General features: G+C 46.9%; 28 protein-coding genes. 14 read left to right on the top strand and 14 right to left on the bottom strand.

Features of this window, described 5'->3' with window-relative positions:
* Positions 1 to 225 precede the first annotated feature (225 nt).
* The 11 genes from traA to A3OW_RS24555 all read left to right on the top strand — a co-directional run bounded on the left by traA (position 226) and on the right by A3OW_RS24555 (position 12,758).
* Complete coding sequence (gene traA / locus A3OW_RS0109085; RefSeq protein WP_020563126.1) at positions 226 to 534, top strand: TraA family conjugative transfer protein; 309 nt, start codon at positions 226 to 228, stop codon at positions 532 to 534.
* 216 nt (positions 535 to 750) lie between these two features.
* Positions 751 to 3,156, top strand: a complete 2,406-nt coding sequence (gene traC / locus A3OW_RS0109080; RefSeq protein WP_020563125.1) for a type IV secretion system protein TraC — start codon at positions 751 to 753, stop codon at positions 3,154 to 3,156.
* A gap of 42 nt (positions 3,157 to 3,198) precedes the next feature.
* Positions 3,199 to 3,993 (top strand): hypothetical protein, encoded by a 795-nt coding sequence (locus A3OW_RS0109075; protein WP_157385861.1) that lies wholly within the window; start codon positions 3,199 to 3,201, stop codon positions 3,991 to 3,993.
* Positions 3,990 to 5,027 (top strand): conjugal transfer protein TraF, encoded by a 1,038-nt coding sequence (gene traF / locus A3OW_RS24560; protein WP_020563123.1) that lies wholly within the window; start codon positions 3,990 to 3,992, stop codon positions 5,025 to 5,027. Before A3OW_RS0109075 ends, traF begins: the two co-directional genes overlap by 4 nt.
* 4 nt (positions 5,028 to 5,031) lie before the next feature.
* Positions 5,032 to 5,982: a S49 family peptidase gene (locus A3OW_RS0109065; RefSeq protein ID WP_020563122.1), complete on the top strand. Its 951-nt coding sequence runs from the start codon at positions 5,032 to 5,034 to the stop codon at positions 5,980 to 5,982.
* A gap of 311 nt (positions 5,983 to 6,293) precedes the next feature.
* Positions 6,294 to 7,061 (top strand): EAL domain-containing protein, encoded by a 768-nt coding sequence (locus A3OW_RS0109060; protein ID WP_157385860.1) that lies wholly within the window; start codon positions 6,294 to 6,296, stop codon positions 7,059 to 7,061.
* A 3-nt stretch (positions 7,062 to 7,064) separates the two neighbouring features.
* The gene (locus A3OW_RS0109055) at positions 7,065 to 8,417 is read left to right on the top strand and encodes a conjugal transfer protein TraH (protein ID WP_020563120.1); all 1,353 of its coding nucleotides are present in this window, start codon (positions 7,065 to 7,067) and stop codon (positions 8,415 to 8,417) included.
* A 23-nt stretch (positions 8,418 to 8,440) separates the two neighbouring features.
* Positions 8,441 to 11,614, top strand: a complete 3,174-nt coding sequence (locus tag A3OW_RS0109050) for a conjugal transfer protein TraG N-terminal domain-containing protein (protein WP_020563119.1) — start codon at positions 8,441 to 8,443, stop codon at positions 11,612 to 11,614.
* An 8-nt stretch (positions 11,615 to 11,622) separates the two neighbouring features.
* A complete protein-coding gene (locus A3OW_RS0109045) occupies positions 11,623 to 11,958 on the top strand; it encodes a YbaB/EbfC family nucleoid-associated protein (RefSeq protein ID WP_020563118.1) in 336 nt (111 codons plus the stop codon).
* Positions 11,959 to 11,966: 8 nt separating this feature from the next.
* The gene (locus A3OW_RS0109040) at positions 11,967 to 12,374 is read left to right on the top strand and encodes a hypothetical protein (protein ID WP_020563117.1); all 408 of its coding nucleotides are present in this window, start codon (positions 11,967 to 11,969) and stop codon (positions 12,372 to 12,374) included.
* Between the two features lie 129 nt (positions 12,375 to 12,503).
* Positions 12,504 to 12,758, top strand: a complete 255-nt coding sequence (locus tag A3OW_RS24555) for an RHS repeat-associated core domain-containing protein (protein ID WP_033411666.1) — start codon at positions 12,504 to 12,506, stop codon at positions 12,756 to 12,758.
* Between the two features lie 212 nt (positions 12,759 to 12,970).
* Here A3OW_RS24555 and A3OW_RS27775 read toward each other — a convergent pair whose 3' ends face one another.
* The 5 genes from A3OW_RS27775 to A3OW_RS0109010 all read right to left on the bottom strand — a co-directional run bounded on the left by A3OW_RS27775 (position 12,971) and on the right by A3OW_RS0109010 (position 16,587).
* Complete coding sequence (locus A3OW_RS27775) at positions 12,971 to 13,372, bottom strand: hypothetical protein (RefSeq protein WP_157385859.1); 402 nt, start codon at positions 13,370 to 13,372, stop codon at positions 12,971 to 12,973.
* A 9-nt stretch (positions 13,373 to 13,381) separates the two neighbouring features.
* Positions 13,382 to 14,182, bottom strand: coding sequence for a hypothetical protein (locus tag A3OW_RS0109025; RefSeq protein WP_157385858.1), 801 nt, complete (start codon positions 14,180 to 14,182; stop codon positions 13,382 to 13,384).
* 85 nt (positions 14,183 to 14,267) lie between these two features.
* The gene (locus A3OW_RS0109015; RefSeq protein WP_020563112.1) at positions 14,268 to 14,555 is read right to left on the bottom strand and encodes a hypothetical protein; all 288 of its coding nucleotides are present in this window, start codon (positions 14,553 to 14,555) and stop codon (positions 14,268 to 14,270) included.
* Positions 14,556 to 14,572: 17 nt separating this feature from the next.
* A complete protein-coding gene (locus A3OW_RS27035; RefSeq protein WP_083918176.1) occupies positions 14,573 to 14,845 on the bottom strand; it encodes a WGR domain-containing protein in 273 nt (90 codons plus the stop codon).
* 173 nt (positions 14,846 to 15,018) lie between these two features.
* Positions 15,019 to 16,587 (bottom strand): MFS transporter, encoded by a 1,569-nt coding sequence (locus tag A3OW_RS0109010; RefSeq protein ID WP_157385857.1) that lies wholly within the window; start codon positions 16,585 to 16,587, stop codon positions 15,019 to 15,021.
* A gap of 371 nt (positions 16,588 to 16,958) precedes the next feature.
* On the opposite strand from A3OW_RS0109010, the gene A3OW_RS0109005 reads away from it, so the two are divergent.
* From A3OW_RS0109005 to A3OW_RS0109000, 3 genes are all read left to right on the top strand, one after another.
* On the top strand, positions 16,959 to 17,261 hold the full coding sequence (locus A3OW_RS0109005) for a hypothetical protein (protein ID WP_020563110.1): 303 nt from the start codon (positions 16,959 to 16,961) through the stop codon (positions 17,259 to 17,261).
* Entirely contained in the window at positions 17,210 to 17,395 is a 186-nt protein-coding gene (locus A3OW_RS29060) for a DUF3330 domain-containing protein (RefSeq protein ID WP_408605648.1), read from the top strand. The genes A3OW_RS0109005 and A3OW_RS29060 overlap by 52 nt, the downstream gene beginning before the upstream one ends.
* Before the next feature lie 411 nt (positions 17,396 to 17,806).
* A complete protein-coding gene (locus A3OW_RS0109000; protein ID WP_020563109.1) occupies positions 17,807 to 18,556 on the top strand; it encodes an IS5 family transposase in 750 nt (249 codons plus the stop codon).
* A 496-nt stretch (positions 18,557 to 19,052) separates the two neighbouring features.
* On the opposite strand, the gene A3OW_RS0108990 is transcribed toward A3OW_RS0109000, so the two are convergent.
* From A3OW_RS0108990 to merA, 9 genes are all read right to left on the bottom strand, one after another.
* Complete coding sequence (locus A3OW_RS0108990) at positions 19,053 to 20,165, bottom strand: TSUP family transporter (protein ID WP_020563107.1); 1,113 nt, start codon at positions 20,163 to 20,165, stop codon at positions 19,053 to 19,055.
* Positions 20,162 to 20,521 carry a nitrate/nitrite transporter NrtS gene (gene nrtS, locus A3OW_RS28250; protein WP_020563106.1) on the bottom strand — a complete coding sequence of 120 codons (360 nt, stop codon included), beginning with the start codon at positions 20,519 to 20,521 and terminating at the stop codon, positions 20,162 to 20,164. Before nrtS ends, A3OW_RS0108990 begins: the two co-directional genes overlap by 4 nt.
* A gap of 34 nt (positions 20,522 to 20,555) precedes the next feature.
* On the bottom strand, positions 20,556 to 20,807 hold the full coding sequence (locus tag A3OW_RS24545) for a hypothetical protein (RefSeq protein WP_157385855.1): 252 nt from the start codon (positions 20,805 to 20,807) through the stop codon (positions 20,556 to 20,558).
* 156 nt (positions 20,808 to 20,963) lie between these two features.
* Complete coding sequence (locus tag A3OW_RS0108975; RefSeq protein ID WP_026223448.1) at positions 20,964 to 21,962, bottom strand: CobW family GTP-binding protein; 999 nt, start codon at positions 21,960 to 21,962, stop codon at positions 20,964 to 20,966.
* Positions 21,963 to 21,986: 24 nt separating this feature from the next.
* The gene (locus tag A3OW_RS27030) at positions 21,987 to 22,292 is read right to left on the bottom strand and encodes a hypothetical protein (protein WP_083918175.1); all 306 of its coding nucleotides are present in this window, start codon (positions 22,290 to 22,292) and stop codon (positions 21,987 to 21,989) included.
* A 24-nt stretch (positions 22,293 to 22,316) separates the two neighbouring features.
* Entirely contained in the window at positions 22,317 to 22,694 is a 378-nt protein-coding gene (locus A3OW_RS27765) for a YHS domain-containing protein (protein ID WP_157385854.1), read from the bottom strand.
* A 6-nt stretch (positions 22,695 to 22,700) separates the two neighbouring features.
* Positions 22,701 to 23,126, bottom strand: a complete 426-nt coding sequence (locus A3OW_RS0108970) for a MerC domain-containing protein (protein ID WP_020563103.1) — start codon at positions 23,124 to 23,126, stop codon at positions 22,701 to 22,703.
* A 33-nt stretch (positions 23,127 to 23,159) separates the two neighbouring features.
* Positions 23,160 to 23,519, bottom strand: coding sequence for a MerR family transcriptional regulator (locus A3OW_RS26360; RefSeq protein WP_051091799.1), 360 nt, complete (start codon positions 23,517 to 23,519; stop codon positions 23,160 to 23,162).
* Positions 23,520 to 23,521: 2 nt separating this feature from the next.
* The gene (gene merA, locus A3OW_RS0108960) at positions 23,522 to 25,198 is read right to left on the bottom strand and encodes a mercury(II) reductase (protein WP_020563101.1); all 1,677 of its coding nucleotides are present in this window, start codon (positions 25,196 to 25,198) and stop codon (positions 23,522 to 23,524) included.
* Positions 25,199 to 25,209: the final 11 nt, after the last annotated feature.

The following is a 25,209-nucleotide window of genomic DNA, read 5'->3' as shown; positions in this document are numbered from 1 at the left end:
CAAAAAACCGAACCTCGTGTTCGGTTTTTTTATGCGCGGTCGAAAGGCTGGCAAAACACATAGCCTTTAGATTCTCCACTGAAAGAGCATCTATTTTTGACATCTTTCGAGCTTAACCAAAGTTGATTTTTTCTTGAAAATGAACTTGTTCCGGAACAGAACCCCGGTCGGCGAATTGCAAATAGCTGGCCACCTTAATCAAGCATATTTTTGGAGTTGTAAATCATGAAACAATTGAAAGCCCTTTTTGCTAACAAAGCTGTTGTTGCTTCTGCCGTGGCTGCTGCCGCTCTCTTGTCTACCGACGCGATGGCTGGTACTGGCGGTACCGAATTCGACGACATCTACACTCTGTTAGTAGGTTGGACTCAAGGTACTTTGGGCAAAATCATTGCTCTGGGTATGTTCATGGTGGGTTTGTCTGCCGGTATCATCAACCAATCTATCGTTGCTGTTGTTGTTGGCATCGGTGGAGCGCTGGCTCTGTACTACGGCCCAACCGTCATCAGCGGTGTTGTTTCCGCTTTGGTGTAACTCCAACGGAAGCGCCCGTTCTAACCGGCGGGCGCAGCAGTAAATTGTTGTTAGTTGTACCCCCAAAAAGGTCGCTCATTGTCATTGGTGAGCGGCCTTTTTTTTAAAAGCTCAACAAGAAACAAAAGAGGCCGAAAAACAGCGCCTTTCACTGCGACGCAAATAAATACATCCCTCTAGAATGGATTCAGTAGCCAAACATCAGGGGAGTAATTTGTGGGTGCATTTGTATATGAAAAGCAACTCAAGCGTCATACGCTGAGTGAGCTTGTACCTGTCGAGTCATTTGATGAAGAAACGTCTTTGTTCACAATGGCAGATGGATATATTGGATTTGGTTTTATCTGTAAGCCATTGCCTGGTGGCGACGACTCAATAACTCAACGTCTAAACGTTCTGTTTTCGTTTGACTATCCCAAAGAAAGCTTCATTCAAGTAATGTTGATGGGGTCTCAAGACATTCGGCCAACCCTGGACAAAATCAAGCACATTCGAGATACCAAGGATGAAGCATTGAAACAATCGATGAATAATCGATTGAAGATGTTAACAGATGGTTCTAGCCAGGCGATTAGTCTTCATGCTCAATCATTCATTCGAGAATACAAGACGATATTCACCATCAAAGTACCTCTCGAAAAGAAAAACCAGCTTCCAACTCAGCATGAAATCTCTGCGGCAAAAGATCTCCGGTTATCGTTCGAACAAACCTTGAAATCGGCTGGGTTTCTTCCGCAAACCATCGATGCCGAAATGTACTTGCGCGTGGTTGGGCAAATTCTGCATTGGGGTCCATCTGCAAACTGGCGTTCGCCGGCCCCGTATTACGATGACACATCTTCCATCAGCGAGCAGTTGAGCGAATATGACGACATGTTGCAAACAAATTCCAACGGCGTGTGGTTAGGTGATAAACGGCTAAGGATACTGTCCCCTGGACGCTTGCCGGCACAGATGAGCCTGCAAAATATCCGAAGAATGATTGGTGATCCATTGACTGGTAATCGAGGAATTCACGGAAATTTTTTTATCAACTTGAATATCTTCATTCCCGACAATGCTGTTGAGAAACAAAAAGCGGATAAAGAGCGGAACGTAATCAACTACCAGGCATTCGGTCCTATGCTGAAGTTCAACCCCAAATTGATCTTCAAAAAAGAAAGCTCAGATCTTTTGTTTAAGTCCATCAATGACGGCGACAGGATTCTCAAGATCAAATTATGCGTCGGTTTATTCACTGATTCACTTGGGCAAAGCGAAACACGGCTAACAGAGGCTCAAACCTATTTCAGTGAAATCGGTTGGGCCATGAAGGAAGACAAGTTTTTAACGCTTCCAATGCTGGTCAATTCGATACCCTTTTGTGCCGATCTTCAAGCCGTAAAGTTTTTGCAAAGATATAAACGTTGCGGCTCAAAGCATGCGGTTGAGTTTTTGCCAATCGTTGCCGACTGGAGTGGGACTGGGACGCCACAATTGACGTTTATATCGCGTGGAGGACAGATCATGAATATGGATATATTCGATTCGAATACGAACTACAACACCTGTGTTGTTGCCGCGTCAGGTTCAGGTAAATCGTTCCTGACGAACGATATCATCACGTCTTATATCAGCTCAGACGCCAAATGCTGGGTAATCGACATCGGGCGGTCATACGAAAAACTGACAAAGATGATCGGAGGCGACTTCGTTGAGTTTGGTGAAGATAGTGAAATTTGTCTGAATCCATTTCAGATCATCAAAAACTATAACGAAGAAGCCGATATGTTAGTAGGCATCATCGTATCAATGGCTGCCATGGAAGACAAACTGTCGGACCTTCAGCATGCCCGGTTACGTTCGATTCTGAAAGAATTGTGGGACGAATATGAAAGCTCGATGACCGTTGATTTGGTAGCAAACAAGTTGCTCGAAGATGAAGATCGGCGGGTTGTAGATATGGGGCATCAGCTATTTGCCTTTACAACTCAGGGTGAATACGGTCGATTCTTTAACGGCGTGAACAACGTGAACTTCAACAAATCACTAACATGTCTTGAGCTTGAAGAGCTAAAAGGCAGGAGTCACTTGCAACAAGTTGTACTGTTGATCTTGATTTATCAAATTCAACAGGCGATGTACCTCGGTAATCGTGATCAAAGGAAAATTCTGATCATTGACGAAGCCTGGGATTTATTGGCGAAAGGCAATATCGCGCGGTTCATTGAGACGGGCTACCGTCGGTTCCGGAAGTACAACGGAGCGGCCATAACGATTACTCAATCGCTTAATGACCTTTACAGCTCACCATCAGGCATTGCAATTGCAGAAAACTCGGCAAACCTGTACTTGCTGTATCAAAAACCAGAAACGATTGAATCCATTAAACGGCAAAACCGCTTAATGATTGGAGAAGGTGGCTACACCTTTCTTAAATCGGTTCATACGGTAACAGGACAGTATTCGGAAATATTTTTCGTTACCAGTTATGGCGTTGGAATCGGTCGTCTTATGGTTGATAAGTACACAAAACTTCTCTATTCGACTCATCCGAACGATATCAAAAAGATTGCGGAAAGAACTAATCGAGGCATGACAACTGCCGAAGCGATCGAAGACATCCTATTATCAGACGAATAGCGAATAAGCATTAAATCTTAATAACTCAGCAAGAGAAATACCATGGCGGAAAATACTCAAAATCGACTCAGCAGAGAAACTGCTCTTAGAAGAAACTTCATTCAAAATTGCCGGAATAGCAGGATTCACGAAAAATCAAACTTTTCTGAAACTGTGCTAAGGATCTATCGACGTAGGTTTAGAGAAGTATCAAGGGCGGCTTATTTGACAAGGTTCTATTGTAGTAACGGCCAAGGTTTCGATGTTGAGCAACAAATTACAAAAGAAATGACCGCAATGATCAAAGATGTAAACGAAAACATTGCGAAAAAAATCGTTGTCGCAGACCAACTCATCAAAAAGGCGAACATTAAGGTCGGCGAAGCCCAGTACGAAAGCGTCAACGTAACGATCATCGATCCGATTGCCAAGCTTTTCTTGAATACGCTTAATGCGGCACGGGATTTGGAAGAGAAACTCAGAGCATTGTGGTTAGCTTGCCAGTTGGATGACACGCAAAAGCGTCAAGCTTTGGCCGAAATCGAGAAAGAATTTACTGATGTTCACCAACGCTGCAGGGCGCTGATGGAGGGCGTGAAGAATCGATTTTATGAACAAAGAAGAGCTAGGGAAATTGCAAGGGATGCTTTAAGCGGTTCAACGTCTGAAGAAATTGCTGTATCTGAAACCGAAATCATCGAGGCAATTGAAAAAGATACAGATGTTGACGAAAGCGATTCCTTGCCAACGCCTGAAAAAAAATCCGCAAAGAAAAGCCAGTCAAGCTCAGCAGGCGTTTCTAACCTACCTGTCGATGCCTTGAGTGCTGACGAAAACTTATCAGACACAACCGCGTGATAAATCGACTCCTGCCTTATGTGGTGGCCGCCTCTCTAGTCGGCCATATTACGCATGTACATGGTAGCGAAAGTGAAGGAACTAATTTTTTCGGTGTTTCAGATGGTCGCGAACAAATCTCCGTAATACCCGACAATGCCCCCTTTTACGAAAATAAGGAAAGGGGGTGGTTCTGGTATGAAGATCCCTTGACCGAAGAAGTCAATGATGTTGAACAATCCATCCAAGAGCCTCCGCCGCTAACTACGCCTGAGAAAAAAGAACAACCGACGCTCGCGAAACCATTAGAGCCAAAGCCCTTGTCTTCGGAATGGTTTCGGAAAAACATGGAGAAATTTAGGGATAAAGCTATTGATGATCCAACCGCTGAAAACGTATCGACGTACATGTACCTGCAGCGCGTCATGCTGGATAAGGCTGAAAAATTTGCCGATGCATCTCAGAAGCTGGTAATGATGGACGCGGTTCTGGATGAAAACGCCAGGCGGCCGATTGCAACTTTCGGGGCATTTGCCAAAGACGATATGTCAAACCGTGGCACCCAAAAAGCAACTAAGAAATTGGCTGAGCAAGCCGGCATTTGGTTTTTCTATTACAGCACCTGCGAGTTTTGCGTCAAAGAAGCCGGTGTTTTGAAAGGCCTTATGAATGCATTCGGATTCAAAGTTCTGCCGATCGCACTTGATGGTTTGCCTCTTCCGGGAGGAGCGTTTCCGGAGTTCACGACCGATCATGGACAGGGCAAAAAACTAGGCGTTGAGACAACTCCTGCCTTATTTCTGGTCAAGCCCGGTGAAAACGGCGGCGCTATTCAAATAGGTCAAGGACTGTTATCTGGTGACGAGATTATTCGCCGTGCCATTGCACTTTCTCATGAAAACGGTTGGCTCAATAACGATGAATACGACGGAACCTTAACCGTGACACCTATCCAGGTTGATAACGAGACGATCAAGAGTATTGATGAAGACACCATGGACAAGCCTGGTGAACTGGTAAAAATCATTCGAAATAATTTAAAGAAAAAAATGTGACCTTATGACCAACAAAGTAGTCGATCAAAACAATCAACCTCAAGAAGACATTAAATCTCTATTAGCAGATCAAGTTCTAATGGATCTGATGAACGAAAGGAAAAGTGAACGTCGGTGGAAATGGATCAAACGATTTACCTTTTCCACTATCGGCGCCTTACTATTTGCTGTCTATCTAGCGTTTTATGCGAGCAGTTTGGGCTACAGACTAATTCCTAATACGGAGATAGTTGGCGTTGTGAATGTAACCGGCTCAATCGGGTCAGGTCAGCTGGCCTCAGCAGAAGAATTGGTACCGGTACTGGAAAAAGCCTTCAATTCGCCCAAGGTGAAGGCTATTGCTCTGAATATCGACAGCCCAGGCGGACAACCATTTGAGTCTGAACGCGTTGGCCAAACCATTGATCGACTAAAGAGTGAGACAGGGAAGCCGGTCTATGCCTTTATTGGTAACACTGGTGCGTCGGCCGCCTATCTGCTTGCTTTACACGCCGACAAGATTATTGCAGGCAGGTATAGCCTGGTCGGGTCAATTGGCGCAGTCATTACAGGTTGGGATCTTCATAAGTTGGCCGAAAAATTTGACGTAATCCAACGAGTCTATGCATCAGGAGTCCACAAAAATATGCTTAACCCCTTTGTGGCTATGTCAAAAGAGTCCGAAGCCAAAGCCCAGAAAATGGTCAACCAGATGGCCGTAGTCTTTACTGACGAATTTAAAAGTAAACGAGGTGCTAAGCTCAAGGAAGGATTCGATTATACGACCGGCGAAATATGGGGAGGCGAAGAAGCGTTAGCCATTGGCCTAATCGATGAAATCGGTACGATCGAGGGAGTGGTGAGTAATGAATGGCATGCCAAAACACACGATTTTGGACCAACTAACCAAGCCAAGGGATTTCTTCCTCAGCTTGGAACAAAAGCAGTTGAAAAAGTCTTGGCTCTAGTCGAATAACGCCGATAACCTGTGACTAAGTAGAGTTTTAGCCGGCGATCCCCGTGTCAAATTACCCTTTCTCCAAGGCGAAAAACCCACGCTATAAGTCAGAGGCTTTAGCAGTGGGCGGATTCATGCGAGCAAATTTTGACCTGATCGATTATGTGATTGCTTAATTTTTGGCTCTTTTGAAGGCGTGAACACCCAAATAAGACTTCGAAAAATCAAGAATCTCCGAAAAAGACGCTTAAAAACAGTGTCTTTCGATAATACATGTTGATGAAAACTTCTGCATAGTAGGCTTTTATACATCGACTTGTAATATGTTTATGAAGGCTTTGCAGAACCCACTTTACACACCTGTTTTTACCCCGGTTTTTCATCTTGCAGAGGCAAAAATTGTCGGGCTGGATGTGCAAGTCAAGATAGGACAAAAATTTCTAAGTGATTTAGAAGTTTTTAATGTTCTTGAGTCGAGTAATGAAAAAAACTTACTTCCCCAAATCAGCGAATACTTACAGCATTGGTCAGAAATGTCTGGCGAGAGGCTTTATCTATCATGGTCTGTCAATATCCACATGGACAAAAAGAGGCTGGGAATTTTTCTTGAAAAATTAGCTCACCACGTGCCACTTAACCAAGTTGAAATGATGTTAAATATGCAAGTCATTAATGCTGAGGGTGTCATGCCCCATCAGACGGAGCTTTTAGAATGGTTTCAAAATATTGGCATAAAAAGAGGATTATCAAACGCTAGACTATTAGATTCCAATTTGAGCGATTTATACGAATTCGTTGATGTTTTAAAAATAAAAAAAGGCGATATTAGAGAAATGCAAGAAGACACCTATTCAGCATCTCAATGTCATTCGGTCATTGAAAAGCTGAATGCCAAAAATATCAAAATTGTTGCCGATGATCTTTATTCAAAATCAGATGTGACCTGTGCCATTTTGATGGGGATAAAATATGGACAGGGTTATTTTTTATCAAGAAACCATTCTTCGCCTAAGCCTGTTAGGAAGCTGAAAAAAATCCAAGGCAATCCTTATTACAATCGAAAAATCGATTTTTTCCATGACTTAGCATGGGTTTGATTTATGTCAAAACTGTTACTAATCCTGTTGCCGCTTTTTTGGGTCAGTCCGGCTAATGCCAACCTGGACAATGAAATTAAAGGGATGTTTACCGACATGATCAACGTCACTCCAGGTGGCTCTTACGAGACACAACGGAGAGGCGTAATTACTGGTGGCGGAATCACGATGCGCAATAAGGTTGTTCACCCAAACCTGATCTCATTTGTGCCACCAAGCGCAAGAGGCGGATGTAATGGTATCGATATGTTTGCAGGCTCATTCTCATTCATCAATGGAGCCCAATTCACTCAGTTGGCAAGAAGCATTGCCCAAGCCGCGATTGGATATGCATTCCAGCTTGCAATCGAGGGTATGTGTCCAACTTGCGCCCAAGTCATTTCTAAACTGCAAAGCGAAATCGCAAAAATCAACGCTTTGATGAGAAATTCCTGCGAAGCGGGTAAAGCAATCGTAAATGCTACCGGTCTTCAAAATTGGGCTCACGAACGCAGACGGGAAGCATCAACAATCAACACAGGCCTTGGATTTGTCGATGACTATTTCAATTCAGAAGAAAAAAACGCAAGTTCACCTACTCAGGTGCTTATTCAAAATGGCCGTTCTGACGAAATTACCGGCAATGTGGTGTATGAGGCATTAACCGAATCGAATGCAGCGAACTGGTTTGTGAATGGTGACGATCAAATCAAAATGACTTTGATGAGTTTAACGGGAACGTTGATTATCAGTAAAAAAGATGACGGAAGCGATGTGAAATATGACTTCAGACAACCGATCGTCAAAGTCAGAGATTTGATCGAGGGCGGCTCCATTGAGATTTACAAATGCGAATCCGGAGAATGCTTGTTACCTAGCGGAGGAGAGAAAGAAACCATCACAATCCAAGGTATGCGTTCCCGAGCGAAAGCGATGGTATGGGGCACGGGCCCACAATCAACCGGTACAGGCGGCATTATTCGCAAAATGACTAGCCGCGACACGAATGATGCATTTACGGCTGATGAGCAGAAATTTATCGAAGCATCATCCCCTGGTGTTTATGGGTTGTTAAGAGGTGCAGCGGCTGAACCGCAGTCGGCTGGCCTAATCGCAGATCGTTTGGTGGATGTCGTGGCATCAGAATTAACAAACCGCATTGTCGAGGAAATGTATGGTGTGGTTGATAACGCAGTTAAAGGTACTGGCCGACCACTCGATTCATCCATGCTGGCTGTTATGCGCGATGTTAGGGATCAGATCAAAGAAGAAAGACGGATCACAGGCGAAAGCATTGCCGGCATCAATTCATTAATCCAATTGCAAAAAAGTATCAAAGACAGCTTGCGCATACCAATGAACAACAGGGTTCATTAAGACCATTAGCAAAAGGTATTTTTATGGCTTACGAAGTATTAAGTATTGGTGACGCAGAAATGCTTTACAACACCTACCAAGGTGCTGCGATGATTTTTGGTAACGGAAGTTTAACCAAACTCATTCGCGCCGGTGCAACGCTAGGAGTTCTTTTAGTATCCATCAATTACTTGACCAATCAGGAATTCCCGCTCCGGTATTCATTGATTGGTTTGATTGCGTATTTAGTCCTATTCGTGCCAAAAGATACCGTTGTTATCGAGGACGTATACACCGGGCAGGTAAGAACAGTTGCCAACGTTCCGCTCGGCATTGCTGCACCGATGTCCATTATTTCGACCATGGGCGTAAAAATGACAACTATGTTTGAGACCGCATTCTCGACACCGTCGGAGGCCAGTTTATTGGAAAACGGGTATTTGAATGCTCTTAAAACCCTAATGAAACTTCAGAACCTGGGTCTTGGCACCGCTGGTTCTGATAGCGACATATCAGGATCGGTTGGGGAAACGATTGACACATACATTGAAAATTGTGTGATGCTGGATTTGGATCTTAACGAAAGTGATCATGAAGTCACCAAAGAAACGCTCCTTAAATCGACTGGATTACTTGATGCAATCAAAACATCATTCGTCAACGTCGATATCTTAGTCAAACTCCCTTCCTCACCTCCCCAGGGGGAACAGAAATCCTGCAAAGACGCTTACGCTGCATTGATTTCATATCTGAGAGGACAGGACTTCGTTGACCAAATGGATCGTTATGTTTCAGGCGTTTTAGGGATAACTGATGCCTCAGTAAGAGCATCTGAAAAAATCGATCAAGCTAAAGCAGCTCTTAATATGTCTGGGCAAGATTCGCAAACCTACATGGAAAACGCCTTATTAAAATCCTATCTTGAAGATGGGCGAGCCGCTTTCATTCACCGTCCTGCCAAAGAGCAATTAAAGCAACAATGGGCCGCCGAACAAACCATGTTCAATGAAATTGCCCGTCCATTGATGGCATTTGTTGAAATGTTCACCGTGGCGATATCACCGATTGTTGCCTTTCTAACAACATTGGGTCCTATCGGGATGACCATGATGGTCAGGTATATCCAGCTCATGCTTTGGATATCGCTATGGGGCCCATTGATGGCGGTATGCAACATGTATATCACCGTTGTCACAACCAGGGCTCTTGATGCCGTAGCGAACTATGCGGATTCCAATGGTACGGATCTTGATGCGATGGTCATGCATGATCAGGTATTTGAAACAATTGAAACCTGGTTATCGGCTGGCGGGATGCTGGCTTCAAGCGTCCCTGCACTTGCACTCATGATCGTTTATGGCGGTTCTGTTGCAGCAACAAACTTGTCTGGAAAAATGACTTCCGCAGCATCCAGCAGCGTTAAAACAGGAGCGACGGCTCCTGATCCGATCAAAATTGATTCTCCTATGACGCTGGGATCAAAATCCGAATACTCACCGAACACAGGGCCAAAGAAATCGGGGATGGCCGACACCACGTTCTCAACATCCTCGACATTCGGGAGGGCGGCGCAAAGCGCTACGGCCTCGCTACGAAGTGCAAGTTCGTCCGCAAGTCAGACGCTTAGCAGTTCCTTGCAAACCTCTCAAAAATCGGGAACCACTAGCTCTGATGCAAATTCCATCATGAGTGCTTTGAGCAATTCTACGGCTGAATCGGACCGTTGGGCTGCATCTACGGGAAGAACGATTGCCGACAAGGTAGGACGGACAGATGCGGAGAAGGAAGCGATCGCCACCGGTGTAGGTTCGGCCATTTCTGCTGGTCTTAGCACGGGCATGGGTATTCAGTCTTCCTCTATCGGCGCCTCCGGTAACGCTCAACTACAGTCTCAGGTCGGAATGGATGCTGGAAAATCGAAAGAATTGTCCGACGCTATCCAAAACGTTTGGAACCGCGAATACTCAGGCAGTACTCAAGTTCAGAAAATGCAGCAAAGTGCTCAGCAGCATCAAGACCAAACCTATTTCGGTTCAGAAGAGATGAAGGGGCATGCAGAACAATACCTAAGCCAATTACAAGCCGTGAGCCAGGCCAGCGAGACATTCAGTCAAACCTCGTCTATGCAAGACTCTTCTGGAAAATCGCTATCTATGTCTTTCCAAGATTTGGCGAGACGGCTTAACAATTCTGCTGCGATTGTGGATATCAATCTGGAAAATCAAGCCATTGCAGAAAGCGTGGGGGCCGAGGCTTACCAAAAGCTTTCTGACGATGCTCAATATGAAATCAATCGATCTAGTGCCAGCGGCATTTTTGGTGGTGATAGAGATGCGTTGGCTGGCTTTTTGAAGCTCAACCAAGCCGATCCGATAAAAGCGGCGGAAATTGTTAACAAAGCACTAATGCCAACATCCAGTGGATCTGGAGTCGATATTACGCCAACACAATTCCAAAACGACCAAAAAAGCATTAAGGACATCATGGGGGATCAATCCGCTGATGACATTAAATCCTTGGCTGAGAATTGGAGCGAAAGCCAAGATAGTGATGGTGATCGCAAATCCACTCAAGCGGGTAAAGGCCCTACTATTGAAAAAGCCGAGTTAGCGGGTGGCCGCCAAACAAAACGCGGAAATAACAATTCTGAATCTGAAGGCAGCGATGGTGATCATAAAACCACATCGAAGCACCAAACACCACACGTTTCGGAACACCAGGCTCATGGCACAAAAACTAGCCACACCGCTGAACCGAAACAGGCGTCAATAGATCATGCCGGTGGCAATAAGCATGGTTCTGGGTACACTTCAGACCTCAAGCAAGCCGCAAAACAGATCAAACCAGTGAACCTATCGGCAGAAGGTGATTCACGCAAAGCGGAGATCGATTCTGCTCTTAAAGGCGGAAACCTTGACAAAGCAGATGATGTTCGTCAGAAAATCGAAAAAGGCGGCAAAATCGATAACAGCAAGGACATGTCTGAGATGGCTGATAGAGCCTTCCGAAACGAAGGATCGTTGCTTTATGACAGCACAGTTACCCCGGTAGCTAAAACCGCCAAATCGGCGATGACCGGTCTTCGAGAAGGTATTGAAACAGCTGAAGATTACATAAATAACGCAGTATCAGGCGCATTATCGGATTCGAGTGACAAGCGGCCAATTCAACCAAGTGATGTTTCAGATAACGACTTACCACCAATCACTAAAAAATAGAGGAAATCATGTTAAGACCCAAAAACAAATTAAACAGAAAGAAATCAGCCGAACTTGGTTTGAAATACAAAATGCAACTGGATCAAGCAAAAGCGGAATTCGAGAAAAAAGAATTTGCTAGTGAGAGCGATGATGGCAACGTCAGCGTTATCGTAAACGGCATGCGAGAAATCAAACAGTTATCCATCGCAGATGAGTTCTTGAAAAATTCTCACGAAACAGTCGAAGCAGCCTTGACTTTGGTAGTAAACAAAGCATTGTCAGCGGTAAGAGAAGCAAACAAACGACTAACCGCCGAAGTTGCTGAACGATTCAACACACAGAACGGCATCACAGTTAAATAAGGACGGTTATGATGAACAAATTTTTACTGGCCTTTTTGGCCGTATTAGCGGTATCCACGGTAAACGCATATGCGGACCACGGCCTTCAAATCGACGAACCAAAATTGATCGATGCCGGAGGAGCCGTTCAACTGAAAAATGGTGATATTCCGATGCCGTCGGAGATTGAGCTTCAAGCCCCGCCAATATCGACCGAACAATCGTCATCGGTACCGGGAAAATTGAATACGATCGGCCCAGCTCCAAGTGGACGGGTACCGATGTTCATGAGAGAAACCACAGATGTTAAGCTTGGCAGTCTACCTCCAGAACTGCAAAGAATGCGAGACGAGTATATCGCCAAACAGCATTCGGAAAACAGAGGGGAAGAAACAAAAACCAAGCGTTCTTCCTCTGGTAAACACTTTAAAAAGTAACTAAGCCCTCGTTTTCAAGATACCCCCAAATTTTCCCAAGATAGCATTCTATAAGAAGAAGCTAGATTGGCCGCCGCGGCAGGCGCTATCCCAATCGGATTCCAAAGCCCGGTTTCTCGCGCAAAAGCAATGAAAATACTACTGTTAGGACTATTGGCAGTTTTGTCACTGCCGCCGGCGGCCTATGATCAAAATTCCGTTCCTACTGTTAATGGTTTGCACCTTGGCGATAGCTACAGACAGGTGGTGTCAATTTTAGGTAATGGCGAAGCCTTCGGGTTTAGCCAACCGTCGACGTTGACCAGAACCGTTAATCTCCGCTTTCCCGGCCAATACTTTTACTTTGACAGCGAGACCGGCTTCCACAACAACGGCCAGCGTTAGTACGATCCGTTTATTTTAGCCAATCAGTGAAATAAAGGAGTGTTATCGTGAAAGTCCAGCCAAATAAACTTGATGACTTTCGGCCGAATTCAACTGTTTCACGATATCGAACAAATTGCTTTCAAGTACGACCTGTTGAATTTTGCCGTGATCCAAAACCTCCCGAGTGCCGGCAGCCAGGCACAGCGTAAAAACGCATGAAGCGAAGTTTCTCACAATGCTGGACCAACATCAGAAGTGGAAAAATAGCTGTTGCACAAGCCATAAAACCGATCATCGTCAATATAGGGAGTACATTCAGTAGCTTGACCGGTGTACACCCTCGAATCGAAACTTGGGGCAATGCTTCTGAGCCTGCGGTTAACGAACAAAATTTCTTGATTGTCATTAGCGCGACGAGTTACAGGCGTAGAAGAAATCGACAAAACTTGCCAATGGCCTTGGGCTTTATCCAGAACGGCATAATAACCTTCGCCGACAGGGTGGGAAACGATAACGAGCTTTAGCGCCTGTTGTTGGATGGTCGGATCGATCAGAGCAACAGTGTTCCCTGAGCATCCGGATAGGACGCTAATCATCAAAGTTAAAAAGTAAAACCTAGCTAACTTTTTCATTCCTGCCCCTTACTGAACAATTACACCTCGATTGAGCGTGTATGGCGTAGTTTCTTTTTGGGCTACCCTGAGATATGCCCATTCCGGCAGATTCTCAGAAATCCGTTGGAAAAATTGAGCATAATCGAAATCAGGTATTTCGGTACCTTCGACATAATGTCGCTTTCCTGCAATGAAACCTTCCTTGTTATACTCATTTGTGATTTTTACAAGACCAATTGATTGTTGCTCACATGGCTTTTCATAAACATAAGCTTCCTGACCAGTGACAACTTTCTTTATTGTCATACGACCTTCCCATTGCAGTGCTGTTGCAGAAGGGACAGGAGCATGGATCTGGCAGGACCAGTTTTCACATAACGGGCCGTTGACTCGAATCCATCTCGGCCGTAGCATCCTGTCGAACGCATAATGATCGTCGTATTCCTCAATTCTGGTCTGATAATCCGTGCCAAGAGCTCGCGTAATGGCTCTTTCCACATGCTTGCTCATCTTTAGTTGGGCATCTAGCTCGCTTGAAACCTCGGTCAATGGCATAGCCACAGCAAGATAATTTACATTGTAAGCAATATTTTTGGGTGTTGAGGAGCCAAGAGACCCCAGAAAAAGTGCAGCAGCAATACCTATATCGGCGCCGTGAGAAATAATTGCACCGTGGACAGGTCTACTGGCAGCAGCCAATCCAACAGAGGCAGCATTCAATACAGTCGGATCCGAAGCTTTTCCAGAATTCTGAGAACTTGAAGATCGTGCAGAAACGCGGGTAATTTTGGCGTCAGGGTTAAATGGATTTTGGGCATAAGTTTTCATGCCAGGCGATCCGCAACCAGTCAGCAAAAAAGCAGTAGAAAAAATAATCGAGTAAATACAATATTTCATCTAATCCATATGTTCGTCAGTAATAAAGGCCAGGACCATCATCCTTTTGTCCCAACAAGCAGCCGTTGGTTGCTGCATCGGTCCATGACAAATAAATTCCCGGTTTTGGGATAGCATTCAAGTGGCTGATCACAGAGTGATCGCCTTCTCCATCCTCTTTCAGACCGTTTAAGTCAAATTTCAACTCATCGATATCTGCAATAGATCTGCGTGCCATTCGACGATCAATTGCGATCGAAATAAAACCAAGTTTTACTATTAAAAATGTTTTTAGATAATTCCAAAAATTAATGATTGCTTCCATAATTAGAACCTGCCTTTTTATGAGCGAGACTGCTGGATATTTTGATCCAAACTTGATAACGAAATAATTAGGTAACCCTTTCTCCGCTTTGCTTCCATGATTTGCAGACCTGCATCTATGGCCTCTTTTTTAGATAAATACCAGTCTTTTTTAATGGTCCCTGGAGATCCCTTTCTTCCCCATTCGCGCACCAAAGACCAATCCCCAAGAATGCCTGGGGAGACGGAAATCTGGTAAAAGCGGTGCATATTCTTTAAAGAATCGTGGCGTTCAAGGTAGGTCAAAGACATAAAACCCTATTTTCTTATGGGGACTTTACAATTTTTGTCAGAGTACAAACTGAATCATAGGCTGTCAACAGATACAGTGAATGTATTGTCATGACAGAGTTGGCTATGTAAAGATTTTATTTTCCACCTAAGCTGAATTTACGGTAATCCATTTGGTATTAAAGGTATTTGCTTTATTTATCAAGTTCTTCAAGGTCGCGGTTGCGTGTTTCCCCGCCCATGCGGGCGACAAGGGCCGCACCAATCATGATGGGACCAGCAAGGGTAAGCCCTGCGGTTGCGAGCGGTGGCACAAGCGCCAGCATATTGACGATCTGCGCCACAACTCCGCCCAGCTTGCTGCTGCCTGCAACAAGGCCGGTGCTGCGGCCGCGAATGTAAAGCGGGTAACTTTCTGCCGTATAGGGCAACAAAACAGCAATAATCCCGTTCGAGCCTGTTAACAGCACGGCAAAAACAACGATGGGCGGTATATGCAGCATAGTCAGGTTTGTACCCAACAGTGAAAGGCTCAGCAGACCGATAGCGGTCAGCAGTGACATTAACACCAGAGTGCCCTTGGTGCTCCATTGGCTATAAATCCATGCGGTAATAACGCAAGCCGGCATGGCAAGGAGAGACGAGGCGAATAACAGCTTGCTGGCTTCGCCCACCTCATAGCCCGCCGCTTTCAAATTCGCGGGCATCCACAGGAGAATCCCGAAATTAACCAGGCTCCAGGCGAAGGCCATAAGGTTAAGCGCCAGCGTTTTGCCGAACAGAGGTTTTTTTACCAGTGCCCTGGCGCCATCGTTCGCTAGGTCGTGATGCGTCGGAGCAACGATACTGGAAGTCATGGTTGTGCCAAAGCGCGCCATGATATCGAGCGCTTCTTCGCGCCTGCCGTTCATCAGCAAAAAGCGTGGCGATTCGGGAATGAAGCGATTGAAAAAAATCAGCAACAGGCCTGTCGGCAAACCGACCAGCCACAAAACGCGCCAGCCATAGAGCGGCTCCAATAGGTGGGCAAGTCCGCTGGAAGCGAAATAGCCGCCAGCCAGTCCGATGCCGCCAATCAAAACCAGCGACCAGCCGCGGTGCTTGGCCGGAATCGTTTCTGCCAGCAGCGTATAGGCAATGGGCAGCATGCCGCCTGCCGACAAGCCCATCACGAAGCACATCGCAAGGTTCCATTCAAACGTCGGCATCGCTCCGCAAATAGAGGTGCCGATAAACAGTATCGCCGCTAATAAAATCGCGGCGCGTCTGCCCATACGGTCGGCCAGAATGCCCCATATCCAGGAGCCGATCGTCGTGCCCGTCAAACCACAGAAGGGCAGCCACGCCACCATTGACTTGGCAATGCCGTATTCTTTCATGATTCCGGGGACAACGAAGCCGAGCGTTGCAGGTTTCATCATATCAATGACGAGTGCGGCCATCAGCACCGCCAGCAATTGCCCATGCGCTTGGGTCAGTTGGCCGTCGCTTATTTCGTGGATGGCGCCGATGTCTACGTGTTGTGTCTGTTTGAAAGTCGTGGGCAACAAGCCGTAGGCGGCCAAAAGCGTCCCCGCGACAATCGTGGCCATGCCCCACAGCATCGGCGCAGACATAGGCATGCCGGCCATTTTGAAATCGTTCGGTGCGGCTTCAATGAACATAGGAATATGGCTGAGAACGCCAAAGGCAACAGCGGCTGTGCCAAGCCAGAAAGCAGCGTGGTTGAGGCGGTTCTGTTTAGAAAGAATTAAATCCGCCATTCTTTGTACTCCCATTATCGTCCGTTAGCTAAAAGATATAAACGTGCTTGTTTCTGAAAAAAGGGAGGCCAATTAGCTTTTTTGATGAAGGAATAGGTTAATCGACCACCGATTATGAAAAAATCCAAAGCACGGACAGGATCGTAAATGCCGTACCTGAATACGGAGTCAAGCATAAAATTAAAAAACGTAATGATACGGCAGAGCGAAAAAAATCTCTTGACTCCGTATTCGACTACGCACTTAAGCTGACCATGTTCATTTCTTTCCTTGCAAAGACGAAATCCTGTGAACGGAGAAAGACCGGTAGGTTTAAACGCGGGCGTGGCAATGTCACACCTTAATTTATTTACACGAGAGGAAATATTTCCATGCAGAAAATCAACAAAAAACCTTTAGCCGTTTTCGTCGGGACGCTTTCGGCGGGAGCGGTGAACGCGACTGAAAACCCATTTGAGATAAAGGAGTTGTCGAGCGGCTATGCCCTTGTCGCCGAGGCGGACACCGCCAAGGACAAGAGGGAAATGGTTTGCGGCGGGGAGAAGCGCAGTGCTGAAACGATGAAGCCGCAAAAAGACAAGAGCACGCAGCAGAAACCGCAGCAGAAACCAATGGAAGGTAAATGCGGTGCCGGTATGAACATGAACGGTGCTCCGGTGTCCAACGCACCTTGATGCTTCCTTTGCGATCACGGTGGCTTGTCCAACTTGATTTTTGCAGCAAAGAATTCCCGAGATCAGCCGCGCTACCTGTCGAGGGGGCGGATTATATCCGTTATTTTTGTGGCGCGGAGTGCTATCAAAAATGATTTCTCAGATGACGTCGACTGAACAAGTCGACGCTGAAAAGAAGTCACTTAAAGCGGTAGCGATTTGTGAATTTACGTCTTAGAAGGAGGTGATCCCCGTGCTGCGTAAACGCTGGCTATTACGTCCGGTGGCGCATTGCAGCCAAGGTTGTAGGCGCCGGTCCTGGGCATGACGTTAAACGGCTTAATGAAGCGAGAATCGATTGCCGATTCATAGCTAAGGATATGGCGATGCGAGGAGGTGCATCGTTCGCGGAATATACGCGAACGGTGCGCTTCATTTTCAGTACATCCTGTGTAAGCGCTCAACCGTAACATCTAGGGGCTGTTGCCATTTTACAATCATGGCCTTGAAACGCAGTTGGATTGGCTTCATTGACTGGATTTTTCAGTCACAAAGAAAAGCCATCCATGCCGCGACAACTGTTTACGGATAAACTTTGGAATAAACTTAAATCCGTCCTGCTGAGTTTGGGGATTTATGACAAACCCACGCTTCGGCAAACAGTTGAAGGCATTTTTTATCGTATGCGAGTCGGCTGTCCTTGGAGAGACTTGCCAGCAACCTTTGGAAAATGGAATGCGGTCTATAAGCGATTCAACGCCTGGTCGCTCCAAGAAAAATTAATGAGGCTCTTTCAGGCGCTGGTTGTGGAGCCTGATTTGGAATGGGCATTCATTGATGGCAGTATCGTGAAAGCCCATCAGCATAGCAGCGGTGCAGCCCATGAACAGGAAACGGCGATCGGGAAATCGGTTGCGGGCAACACGACTAAAATTCACATGGCCGTTGATGCGGGCGGCCTTCCCATCCATTTCTCGGTCACCGGAGGGGAAGTCCATGACTGCAAAGAGGCTCCGGTATTGGTAGCGAAACTTCCCTCGGTTGAGTTCATGGTCGCTGACAAAGGCTATGACAGTGAACCTTTACGGATGCAAATTCGCGATCAAGGGGCTGTGCCGGTCATTCCAAGAAAACAGAATTCAACCATCGGGAATGATGAAATGGATTGGTGTCTCTACAAATATCGCCACCTTGTTGAGAATCTGTTCGCGCGGCTAAAGCATTTCAGAGCGGTCGCCACGCGATATGATAAATTGAAACGCAATTTTGAAAGCGTCATCGCCTTGGCCTGCGCTTTCATCTGGCTACCGATGTGAAACGGCAACAGTCCCTATTATGAAAAAAATTTTGTCCACTGCGTCCCTATCATTTTTTGATCAGGGGTTGACAAGACCCTTAACATTCAAGCAGACATCATCGTCCTAATAATAAGCGCGGGCACGGCCCACTGCAAAAAGCTGCAACGGTTTCGACGCGCCGCAACCAGCCGGATGTGCCGCTGGTCTTGCCGACGGCCTGCTTGACAAACACAAGTCAAGGCGCTGACGGGATCCGCTTGGTAAGCAAACCTGAGCACAGGGATAAAAATAATGCCGCCCCCAATCGCGGTGGCGTTACCGATGTATGCGCCGAACACACCGACGGCAATCACCAGCTAATGGCTATCGGCAAGCCCGATTGGGTTTGTAAATACATACCCGTAAACGGCAAGCCAGATAAGAGTGAGTACAAAAAGCCACAGCGTGAAATACGGAAAGTTTTTTGCTAATGAGTTATTGCCCGGCGCAACCAGAAGGGCAGAATAACGAGGGATCATAGGATAGCCTGCCAAAGTAGCCGTATTCCAATCGCGAACAAGAACAGCGCAAATACCCGTTTCAGTTTCTCGGTCGGCAGCTTATGCGCGAGTTGCGCCCCCATTGGGACGAATATCCGGCTGCTGGTCACGATGCAGAGAAATGCCGGTATATAGATATAGCCCATGCTCCAACTGGGAACACCAGCATTGCCCCAGCCCAGGGCGATGTAGCTAAGAGAACCGACAATGGCGATGGGCAAGCCACAAGCGCTGGAAATGGACGCGGCTTGGCGCATGTTAAACCGGCGCTTGACCAGAAACGGGACGGTGATGATCCCGACGCCAGCGCCCAGCAGGGTACACAGCGCACCAATGACGCCGCCGACTCCGAGCAGGTTTCGCTCATCTGGCGGCTGGTCAGGATCAAGTGCTGGCAAGTAGGGCTTGAGCATCTGAAAGGCTACCCATAGCGGAAAAAAGGCGAACAATATTTTGAACAGACCGGTTGGTAGACTATCGGCGACGACCGAACCCATTAGAGAACCGACCAGAATACCGGGCGCCAGTTGCTTTACGACCAGCCAGTCGACTGCACCAAGGCGGTGATGGGCCTTAAGCGAGGCGGCCGCCGTGAAGATGATCGTGGACAGAGAAGTCGCCACGGCCATCAGCAGAATTAAGTCCGGCGCAAACCCTTGCGCCGAAAAAAGCCAGACCAGGAAGGGAACGATGATGATGCCACCGCCGATGCCGAACAGCCCGGAAAGAAATCCTGCCACGGCGCCCAAAAGCAGGTAGATAAAGTACGAAAAGCCTATTGACCCCAAGGCGAGTGCCGCAATGATCCAGAAAAGATTCTTATAGGCACGCAGGCTTCGCACCTCAGTACAAATCGAACATATCTGGCAAACCTGGGTGGAGGCGTGGCTCAGCTTGCGATAGGCGAGCACGAGACAGTTTGCGGCGAGGGTGATGAACAACGGGCGCAGAGTTTCCAGCGTATGCAGATTACTGACGCCCGCGCTGCCAAGACCCGCCATAAACGTGCCGGGAGCACCGCCGTATAAGGAAGCCCAATCCCGGCAATGCCGCCAGTGCCCCATAAGTGTGGATTTCACTTGCATCATGGCGTTTTTCCTTTCAAAAAACTAAAAGGCGTCCTACTTATGTGTCGCTTAAAAATAGCTAATGCATAATGAGCCAATTCAACCCCTTTCTTTTTAATAAATTCCCCTATTAATGGATTAATACTGGGCTTGTTTTTCGTAGCACAAACCGCCTCAGTGCTTGAATAGGTTGAAACGCAATAAGGTACGAAATAGGTCAGAGCAATTTTGATGAACTCCTTTATCGATAATCCATTGCTCAGTATTACATCGCCGTGATTAATCAACATCAGAATTGAACCAACTACCAGCGCAACCTTGATGGCGCGCGTCAGAATATTTGTTTGTAAGGCAATTTTAAGCCATTCATTTATCATACTGTGTCATCCTTATGGTGCCAGGCAACAAAGCCTATTTTTCATCCTTTTCATCGGATATAGATTGCAGTTGTTTTCTTTTTTCTTCTTTTTCTCCTTCATCATAAAGCCCAAAATCTTTTTCAAAAAGATTAAAACGAAAGCCCATGAACTTAAGTACGACAAAGGCAATAAGAAAACCAATAACCGGGTAGAAGAATAATTGCGTACCCCACGGTATGTCGTGCGGGTCTTTCAGGTCAATACGTAAAATTTTAGTAAAAACAAAGAACATAAAATCAGTCATTTTATTCACCTTGATTTTTAAAAAATAAACAAGGTCGATTATTTTTCGTAAAAGGAAAAATAACCGGGTGACCACTTTGAAATAACCAAAGTTCGGTTTGGATCATAAATGCCGTACCCAAGGCCAGAGTCAAGCAAAAAGTTAAAAAGAGAGTGCTTAATTCGAATCCGAACAACTGTTTATGATGCAGCGGTTTAATGCTGATGGAATATCCTGCCAATTATTTTGTCTGGCGACTATTTCTATCCGGCTGTTTGCGGAAGGTTTGCACTGAGCGATAGTCATTAATCCGTCCGCCGCATTAAAAATGAACCAGCCTTTATTCGTCAAAAGCACGCCTTTTATTCTTTCTGCTTTCAGTTGGCTTAAAAAATCCGCTGTGCGTGCATAATCAAAACAACTTTGCTCCGGAAATACGGCGCCGAAGCTACGGTATCCATCCGCTTCATTGAGACTTGGGCGATCCTTATGCGTCAGGATGAGTTCGGGTATCTGATGAATTGCGCCGGTCTGATGGGCATTTGGAAAAACGGCCCGTCTTTCCGGGTTTCTCGTTAAATCCAGCCAGGCGATATCCAGTTTGCCTTGAACGGTTTGGGCGACGACAATTTTAGGGGGATGGCTTTGTTCAGCCCAGCAGTTAAGCCGCTGTACCGCCGCTTGGTCGGCTAAATCCATTTTATTGGCGACCAGCACATCGGATAAGGCGATTTGATCGACAAAATTTTCGTGCGATGTGTAGCGGCTATCGCTTAATTTTCTCGGGTCAACCAGGCAAATACTGGCGCGCATGTCCAGCACGGTCCGAAAATATCCGTCGGCGAGCATATCAAACACTCGCTTTGGGTGGCCTAACCCCGTTGGCTCTATCAGCAAACGGTCCGGTTCGACTTCCGTTAACAAGCGATTGACAGCAATCTGAAAAGGCAGTCCCACCGCACAACACAGACAGCCCCCGGCTACTTCCTTCACTATCGCACCCGAAGCGGCGAAGATAGCGCCGTCAATGCCGACTTGTCCGAATTCGTTGACCAATACCGCCCATTTTTCGCCAAACGGTTTTTGTTGAAGCAGATTAAGAATAGCCGTGGTCTTACCGGCGCCGAGGAAACCCATCACCATGTTGGTTGGGATATTGGTAAACTCTCTGGGCACTTAGGCTTAATCCCTTGTGCGTCTTTACAACTTGATTTTATTAAACGCCAACAGCGCCGCAGTTAACGAAATCAGGAATATCGCCGAAAACCCCATGACTGCGGTTACCGTATCTGCTGACAAGAAACTACCTAATGCTGTCCCGGAAAACAGCATGATCCAAAAAGCAGTATGACAAGGGCAGACGAGTAATGCCAAGGACGCAAAACACCAACCGGATAAACTCCTTCCCGGCGAAAGGGGTTGATCGGAATCTTGTTGTATTAATGAAGTTGCACAAGACTTGCTATCGCACTCGGATAAGTGGCCTATTTTTAAATTTGCTTTCATTATTCCGCCTTTCTTTGTTTCGATTCATTGACTACAACAGCCAATTCCTTCGCCAAAAACACCGGCGTAGTTTGTTTGCCACGCTAAACGCGCAATGAAATAGTGCGGATCTGTATGGAATACATCCAGACAATGAGGGCAGCGACAAAACCCAACAGGTTTTCCGTTAAAATCGATTGTCACTGTGGCATTAACCGGTTTTTCAGCCAAACAAACAGGACACACCGTCAAACCGGATGTTTCGGCCAGACATGATTCAGGGTCGGTCATGAATAACTCCAGACATCCCTTGCAGCAAAACCAGTATTGCTTCCCTGCATAATTATGCTGAACAGCTTTTTCCTTAGTAAGGCCCAATCGGACTAATGAGCATCCGCAAGCCGGGCAAATGGGGGATTCCATCGTTTATTACCGGTTTTCCGTCTTGCACTCGTCATCCGCACAGGCAGGACTTTTGCGTCCAATCATAAAATCCCAGATATTGGCGACGATAAAAAGCGTGAGCCCTATATAAACTAATATCACGGCGACAGGCAATATCCCGGTAACGGTAAGCCCCAAGCCGAGGGTACTGACCGATGCGCCGATACTGCCCGTCCAGAACGCGAGCATCGCTTCTTCCGATAGCGCTTCGTGTTGCCTGGCGGAACGATAAAGCGTCCATAAATTTAACGCGGCGAACCCTACAAACATCGGCAATAAAAAGGCATCGTTTATCAGAAAGCCAAGCCCGACGGCAGCCACGGCACTGAGCACGAGCGGGATGCCGAGACAACAGGCCGCGGCAATCGCGGCGCCGAACAAACCGCCAAATTGACTCAATTTTTCGTTCATTTCTTTCAATTCTCCACGATAATCCGCTCAAGCTTAGATCGCAAAATGCCGCCTCAGGCTTCGCTCAAAATGATTTAGTCTGCTTCGGCTCTCTTCAATGTAGAGGGTCAGTTCCGTTAGACTGACAGTGGTTGCTTTATCATCCCTCTCATCACTGGCTATTAATAAACGGGCTATTTGTTCTAATGGCACGCCTGCATCGCGAGCGCTGCGAATAAACTGCAAGCGCTCAAGCGCCGTCTGTGAAAACAAATAATATCCGCTCTGCGTGCGTTCGCCGGCTTGAATCAAGCCCCGGTCCATATAAACTCTAATACAGTGGATACTAATGCCGGATATCTCAGCCAATTTGGAAAGCCTGATCAACTTTTCATTTTTAAGGCAGGCACTCACCTTTACCCCGCACAGCAGGACAATAATTTCACGTCCTTGGCGAAGGTTTGCGCGCACAGTTTGACGCCTTCTACCATCGTCAAATACGGAAACAATTGTCCGGCCAAGTCTTCTATCGTCATCCGGTTATGGATGGCCAACACCGCCGTCTGGATCATCTCGCCTGCTTCCGGGGCCAGAATTTGCGCACCGATCAGGCGGCGGCTGCCTTCCTCAATCACCAGTTTGATAAAGCCTTGCGTTTCAAAATTAGCCAGTGCGCGCGGCACATTTTCCAACCGCAACAGACGGCTATCGGTTTCGATGTTTTTCAAATGTGCTTCCGCTTCGGTCATGCCTACCGTCGCCATTTGCGGTTCGGTAAACATGACCGCGGGCATCGCCGCCAGATCGATGGCCGCATCGCCGCCGGTCATATTAATCGCGGCGCGGGTACCCGCCGCTGCCGCGACATAGACAAACTGCGGCTGGTCGGTGCAGTCGCCGGCGGCATAGATATGTTCGACATTGGTGCGCATGTGATCATCGATCCTGATGCTTTTATCTTTATTGAGTTCGACTCCCGCGTTTTCCAGACCCAGGCCTTCCGTATTGGGCGGTCTGCCCGTGGCAATCAGCAACCGATCGCCTTCAACGATCCGGCCTGTGGTGGTTTTCAGAGTGAATTTTCCGGCTGAAAAGCGCCCTTTCTTATAACTCACCGCTTCGGCCTGGGTATGGGTCAGGATGGTCATGCCTTCGGATTCCAGTATTTTATGCAGTTCCGCCCCTATTTCCGGGTCTTCTCTAAACAAAATCGTGCTGCGGGCGAGCAAGGTCACTCTGGAACCCAGCCTTAAAAAGGCTTGTGCCAGTTCCAATGCAACGATGGATGAGCCGATCACTATTAAATGTTCCGGCAGTTTTTCCGCCACCAATGCTTCGGTGGATGTCCAGTAAGGCGTGCCCGCCAGTCCTGGAATCGGCGGCAACCCAGATGACGAACCGGTAGCGATCAGAAAGCGATCGGCGCTGATTTCGGTAAAGTTGCCATGCTCCCGGTCAACAATAAGCGTTTGGGCGTTTTTAAACCGTGCGTTGCCTTTGAGCAACGTGATATCCGGTTGGGTTTGCAAAATATCTTCATATTTGGCCGCTCGCAGTGCATCGACTCTGGCCTGTTGTTGCGCCACCAATTGCTTGCGGTCGATCACCGGATGTTGTTTTTTAATGCCGCCGAAGGCATGAGTTTTTTGCAAATGCGCGATGTGCGCCGCGCGTATCATGATTTTTGAAGGCACGCAGCCGATATTAACGCAAGTGCCGCCAATGATCGGATTGCGTTCGATCAACGTCACTTTGGCGCCGTTTTCTACCGCTTTCAGGGCGCAGGCGAAAGCCGCCGAACCGCTGCCGATAATGGCGACATGAAGCGGTTCGCCAGGATTTGCAGCGGACGTTTTGTGATCCGCATCGCTTTGCTTTTGTTCGTTATCCAGTTCCGTTACTTGATAACCTTTTGCCTCAATCTGTTTAATCAGGGATTCCGGACTGGATTTTCCTTTGACTTTAAGCGTGCCGATCCCTTCCGGATAAGAAACCTTGATTTCCACGCCCTGAATGGCGTTGAGTTTGCTTTCGATACCCTGAGCACAACTGGGGCAGGTCATCCCCGCAATTTTGAGTTGCTTGATCCACATGAAAGATTCCT

This window comes from Methylosarcina fibrata AML-C10 (assembly GCF_000372865.1).
Taxonomy (GTDB): Bacteria; Pseudomonadota; Gammaproteobacteria; order Methylococcales; family Methylomonadaceae; genus Methylosarcina; species Methylosarcina fibrata.
The sequence above is the reverse complement of the archived record's forward strand: the minus strand, read 5'-3'. Positions and strand labels throughout refer to the sequence as shown.

Coding starts and splice junctions, on each gene's coding strand:
- traA (WP_020563126.1), top strand. CDS start 226: ATGAAACAATTGAAAGCCCTTTTTGCTAACAAAGCTGTTGTTGCTTCT.
- A3OW_RS0109075 (WP_157385861.1), top strand. CDS start 3,199: ATGGCGGAAAATACTCAAAATCGACTCAGCAGAGAAACTGCTCTTAGA.
- A3OW_RS0109065 (WP_020563122.1), top strand. CDS start 5,032: ATGACCAACAAAGTAGTCGATCAAAACAATCAACCTCAAGAAGACATT.
- A3OW_RS0109060 (WP_157385860.1), top strand. CDS start 6,294: ATGAAGGCTTTGCAGAACCCACTTTACACACCTGTTTTTACCCCGGTT.
- A3OW_RS0109055 (WP_020563120.1), top strand. CDS start 7,065: ATGTCAAAACTGTTACTAATCCTGTTGCCGCTTTTTTGGGTCAGTCCG.
- A3OW_RS0109050 (WP_020563119.1), top strand. CDS start 8,441: ATGGCTTACGAAGTATTAAGTATTGGTGACGCAGAAATGCTTTACAAC.
- A3OW_RS0109045 (WP_020563118.1), top strand. CDS start 11,623: ATGTTAAGACCCAAAAACAAATTAAACAGAAAGAAATCAGCCGAACTT.
- A3OW_RS0109040 (WP_020563117.1), top strand. CDS start 11,967: ATGATGAACAAATTTTTACTGGCCTTTTTGGCCGTATTAGCGGTATCC.
- A3OW_RS24555 (WP_033411666.1), top strand. CDS start 12,504: ATGAAAATACTACTGTTAGGACTATTGGCAGTTTTGTCACTGCCGCCG.
- A3OW_RS27775 (WP_157385859.1), bottom strand. CDS start 13,372: ATGAAAAAGTTAGCTAGGTTTTACTTTTTAACTTTGATGATTAGCGTC.
- A3OW_RS0109025 (WP_157385858.1), bottom strand. CDS start 14,182: ATGAAAACTTATGCCCAAAATCCATTTAACCCTGACGCCAAAATTACC.
- A3OW_RS0109015 (WP_020563112.1), bottom strand. CDS start 14,555: ATGGAAGCAATCATTAATTTTTGGAATTATCTAAAAACATTTTTAATA.
- A3OW_RS27035 (WP_083918176.1), bottom strand. CDS start 14,845: ATGTCTTTGACCTACCTTGAACGCCACGATTCTTTAAAGAATATGCAC.
- A3OW_RS0109010 (WP_157385857.1), bottom strand. CDS start 16,587: ATGGCGGATTTAATTCTTTCTAAACAGAACCGCCTCAACCACGCTGCT.
- A3OW_RS0109005 (WP_020563110.1), top strand. CDS start 16,959: ATGCAGAAAATCAACAAAAAACCTTTAGCCGTTTTCGTCGGGACGCTT.
- A3OW_RS29060 (WP_408605648.1), top strand. CDS start 17,210: ATGCGGTGCCGGTATGAACATGAACGGTGCTCCGGTGTCCAACGCACC.
- A3OW_RS0109000 (WP_020563109.1), top strand. CDS start 17,807: ATGCCGCGACAACTGTTTACGGATAAACTTTGGAATAAACTTAAATCC.
- A3OW_RS0108990 (WP_020563107.1), bottom strand. CDS start 20,165: ATGATGCAAGTGAAATCCACACTTATGGGGCACTGGCGGCATTGCCGG.
- nrtS (WP_020563106.1), bottom strand. CDS start 20,521: ATGATAAATGAATGGCTTAAAATTGCCTTACAAACAAATATTCTGACG.
- A3OW_RS24545 (WP_157385855.1), bottom strand. CDS start 20,807: ATGACTGATTTTATGTTCTTTGTTTTTACTAAAATTTTACGTATTGAC.
- A3OW_RS27030 (WP_083918175.1), bottom strand. CDS start 22,292: ATGAAAGCAAATTTAAAAATAGGCCACTTATCCGAGTGCGATAGCAAG.
- A3OW_RS27765 (WP_157385854.1), bottom strand. CDS start 22,694: ATGGAATCCCCCATTTGCCCGGCTTGCGGATGCTCATTAGTCCGATTG.
- A3OW_RS0108970 (WP_020563103.1), bottom strand. CDS start 23,126: ATGAACGAAAAATTGAGTCAATTTGGCGGTTTGTTCGGCGCCGCGATT.
- merA (WP_020563101.1), bottom strand. CDS start 25,198: ATGTGGATCAAGCAACTCAAAATTGCGGGGATGACCTGCCCCAGTTGT.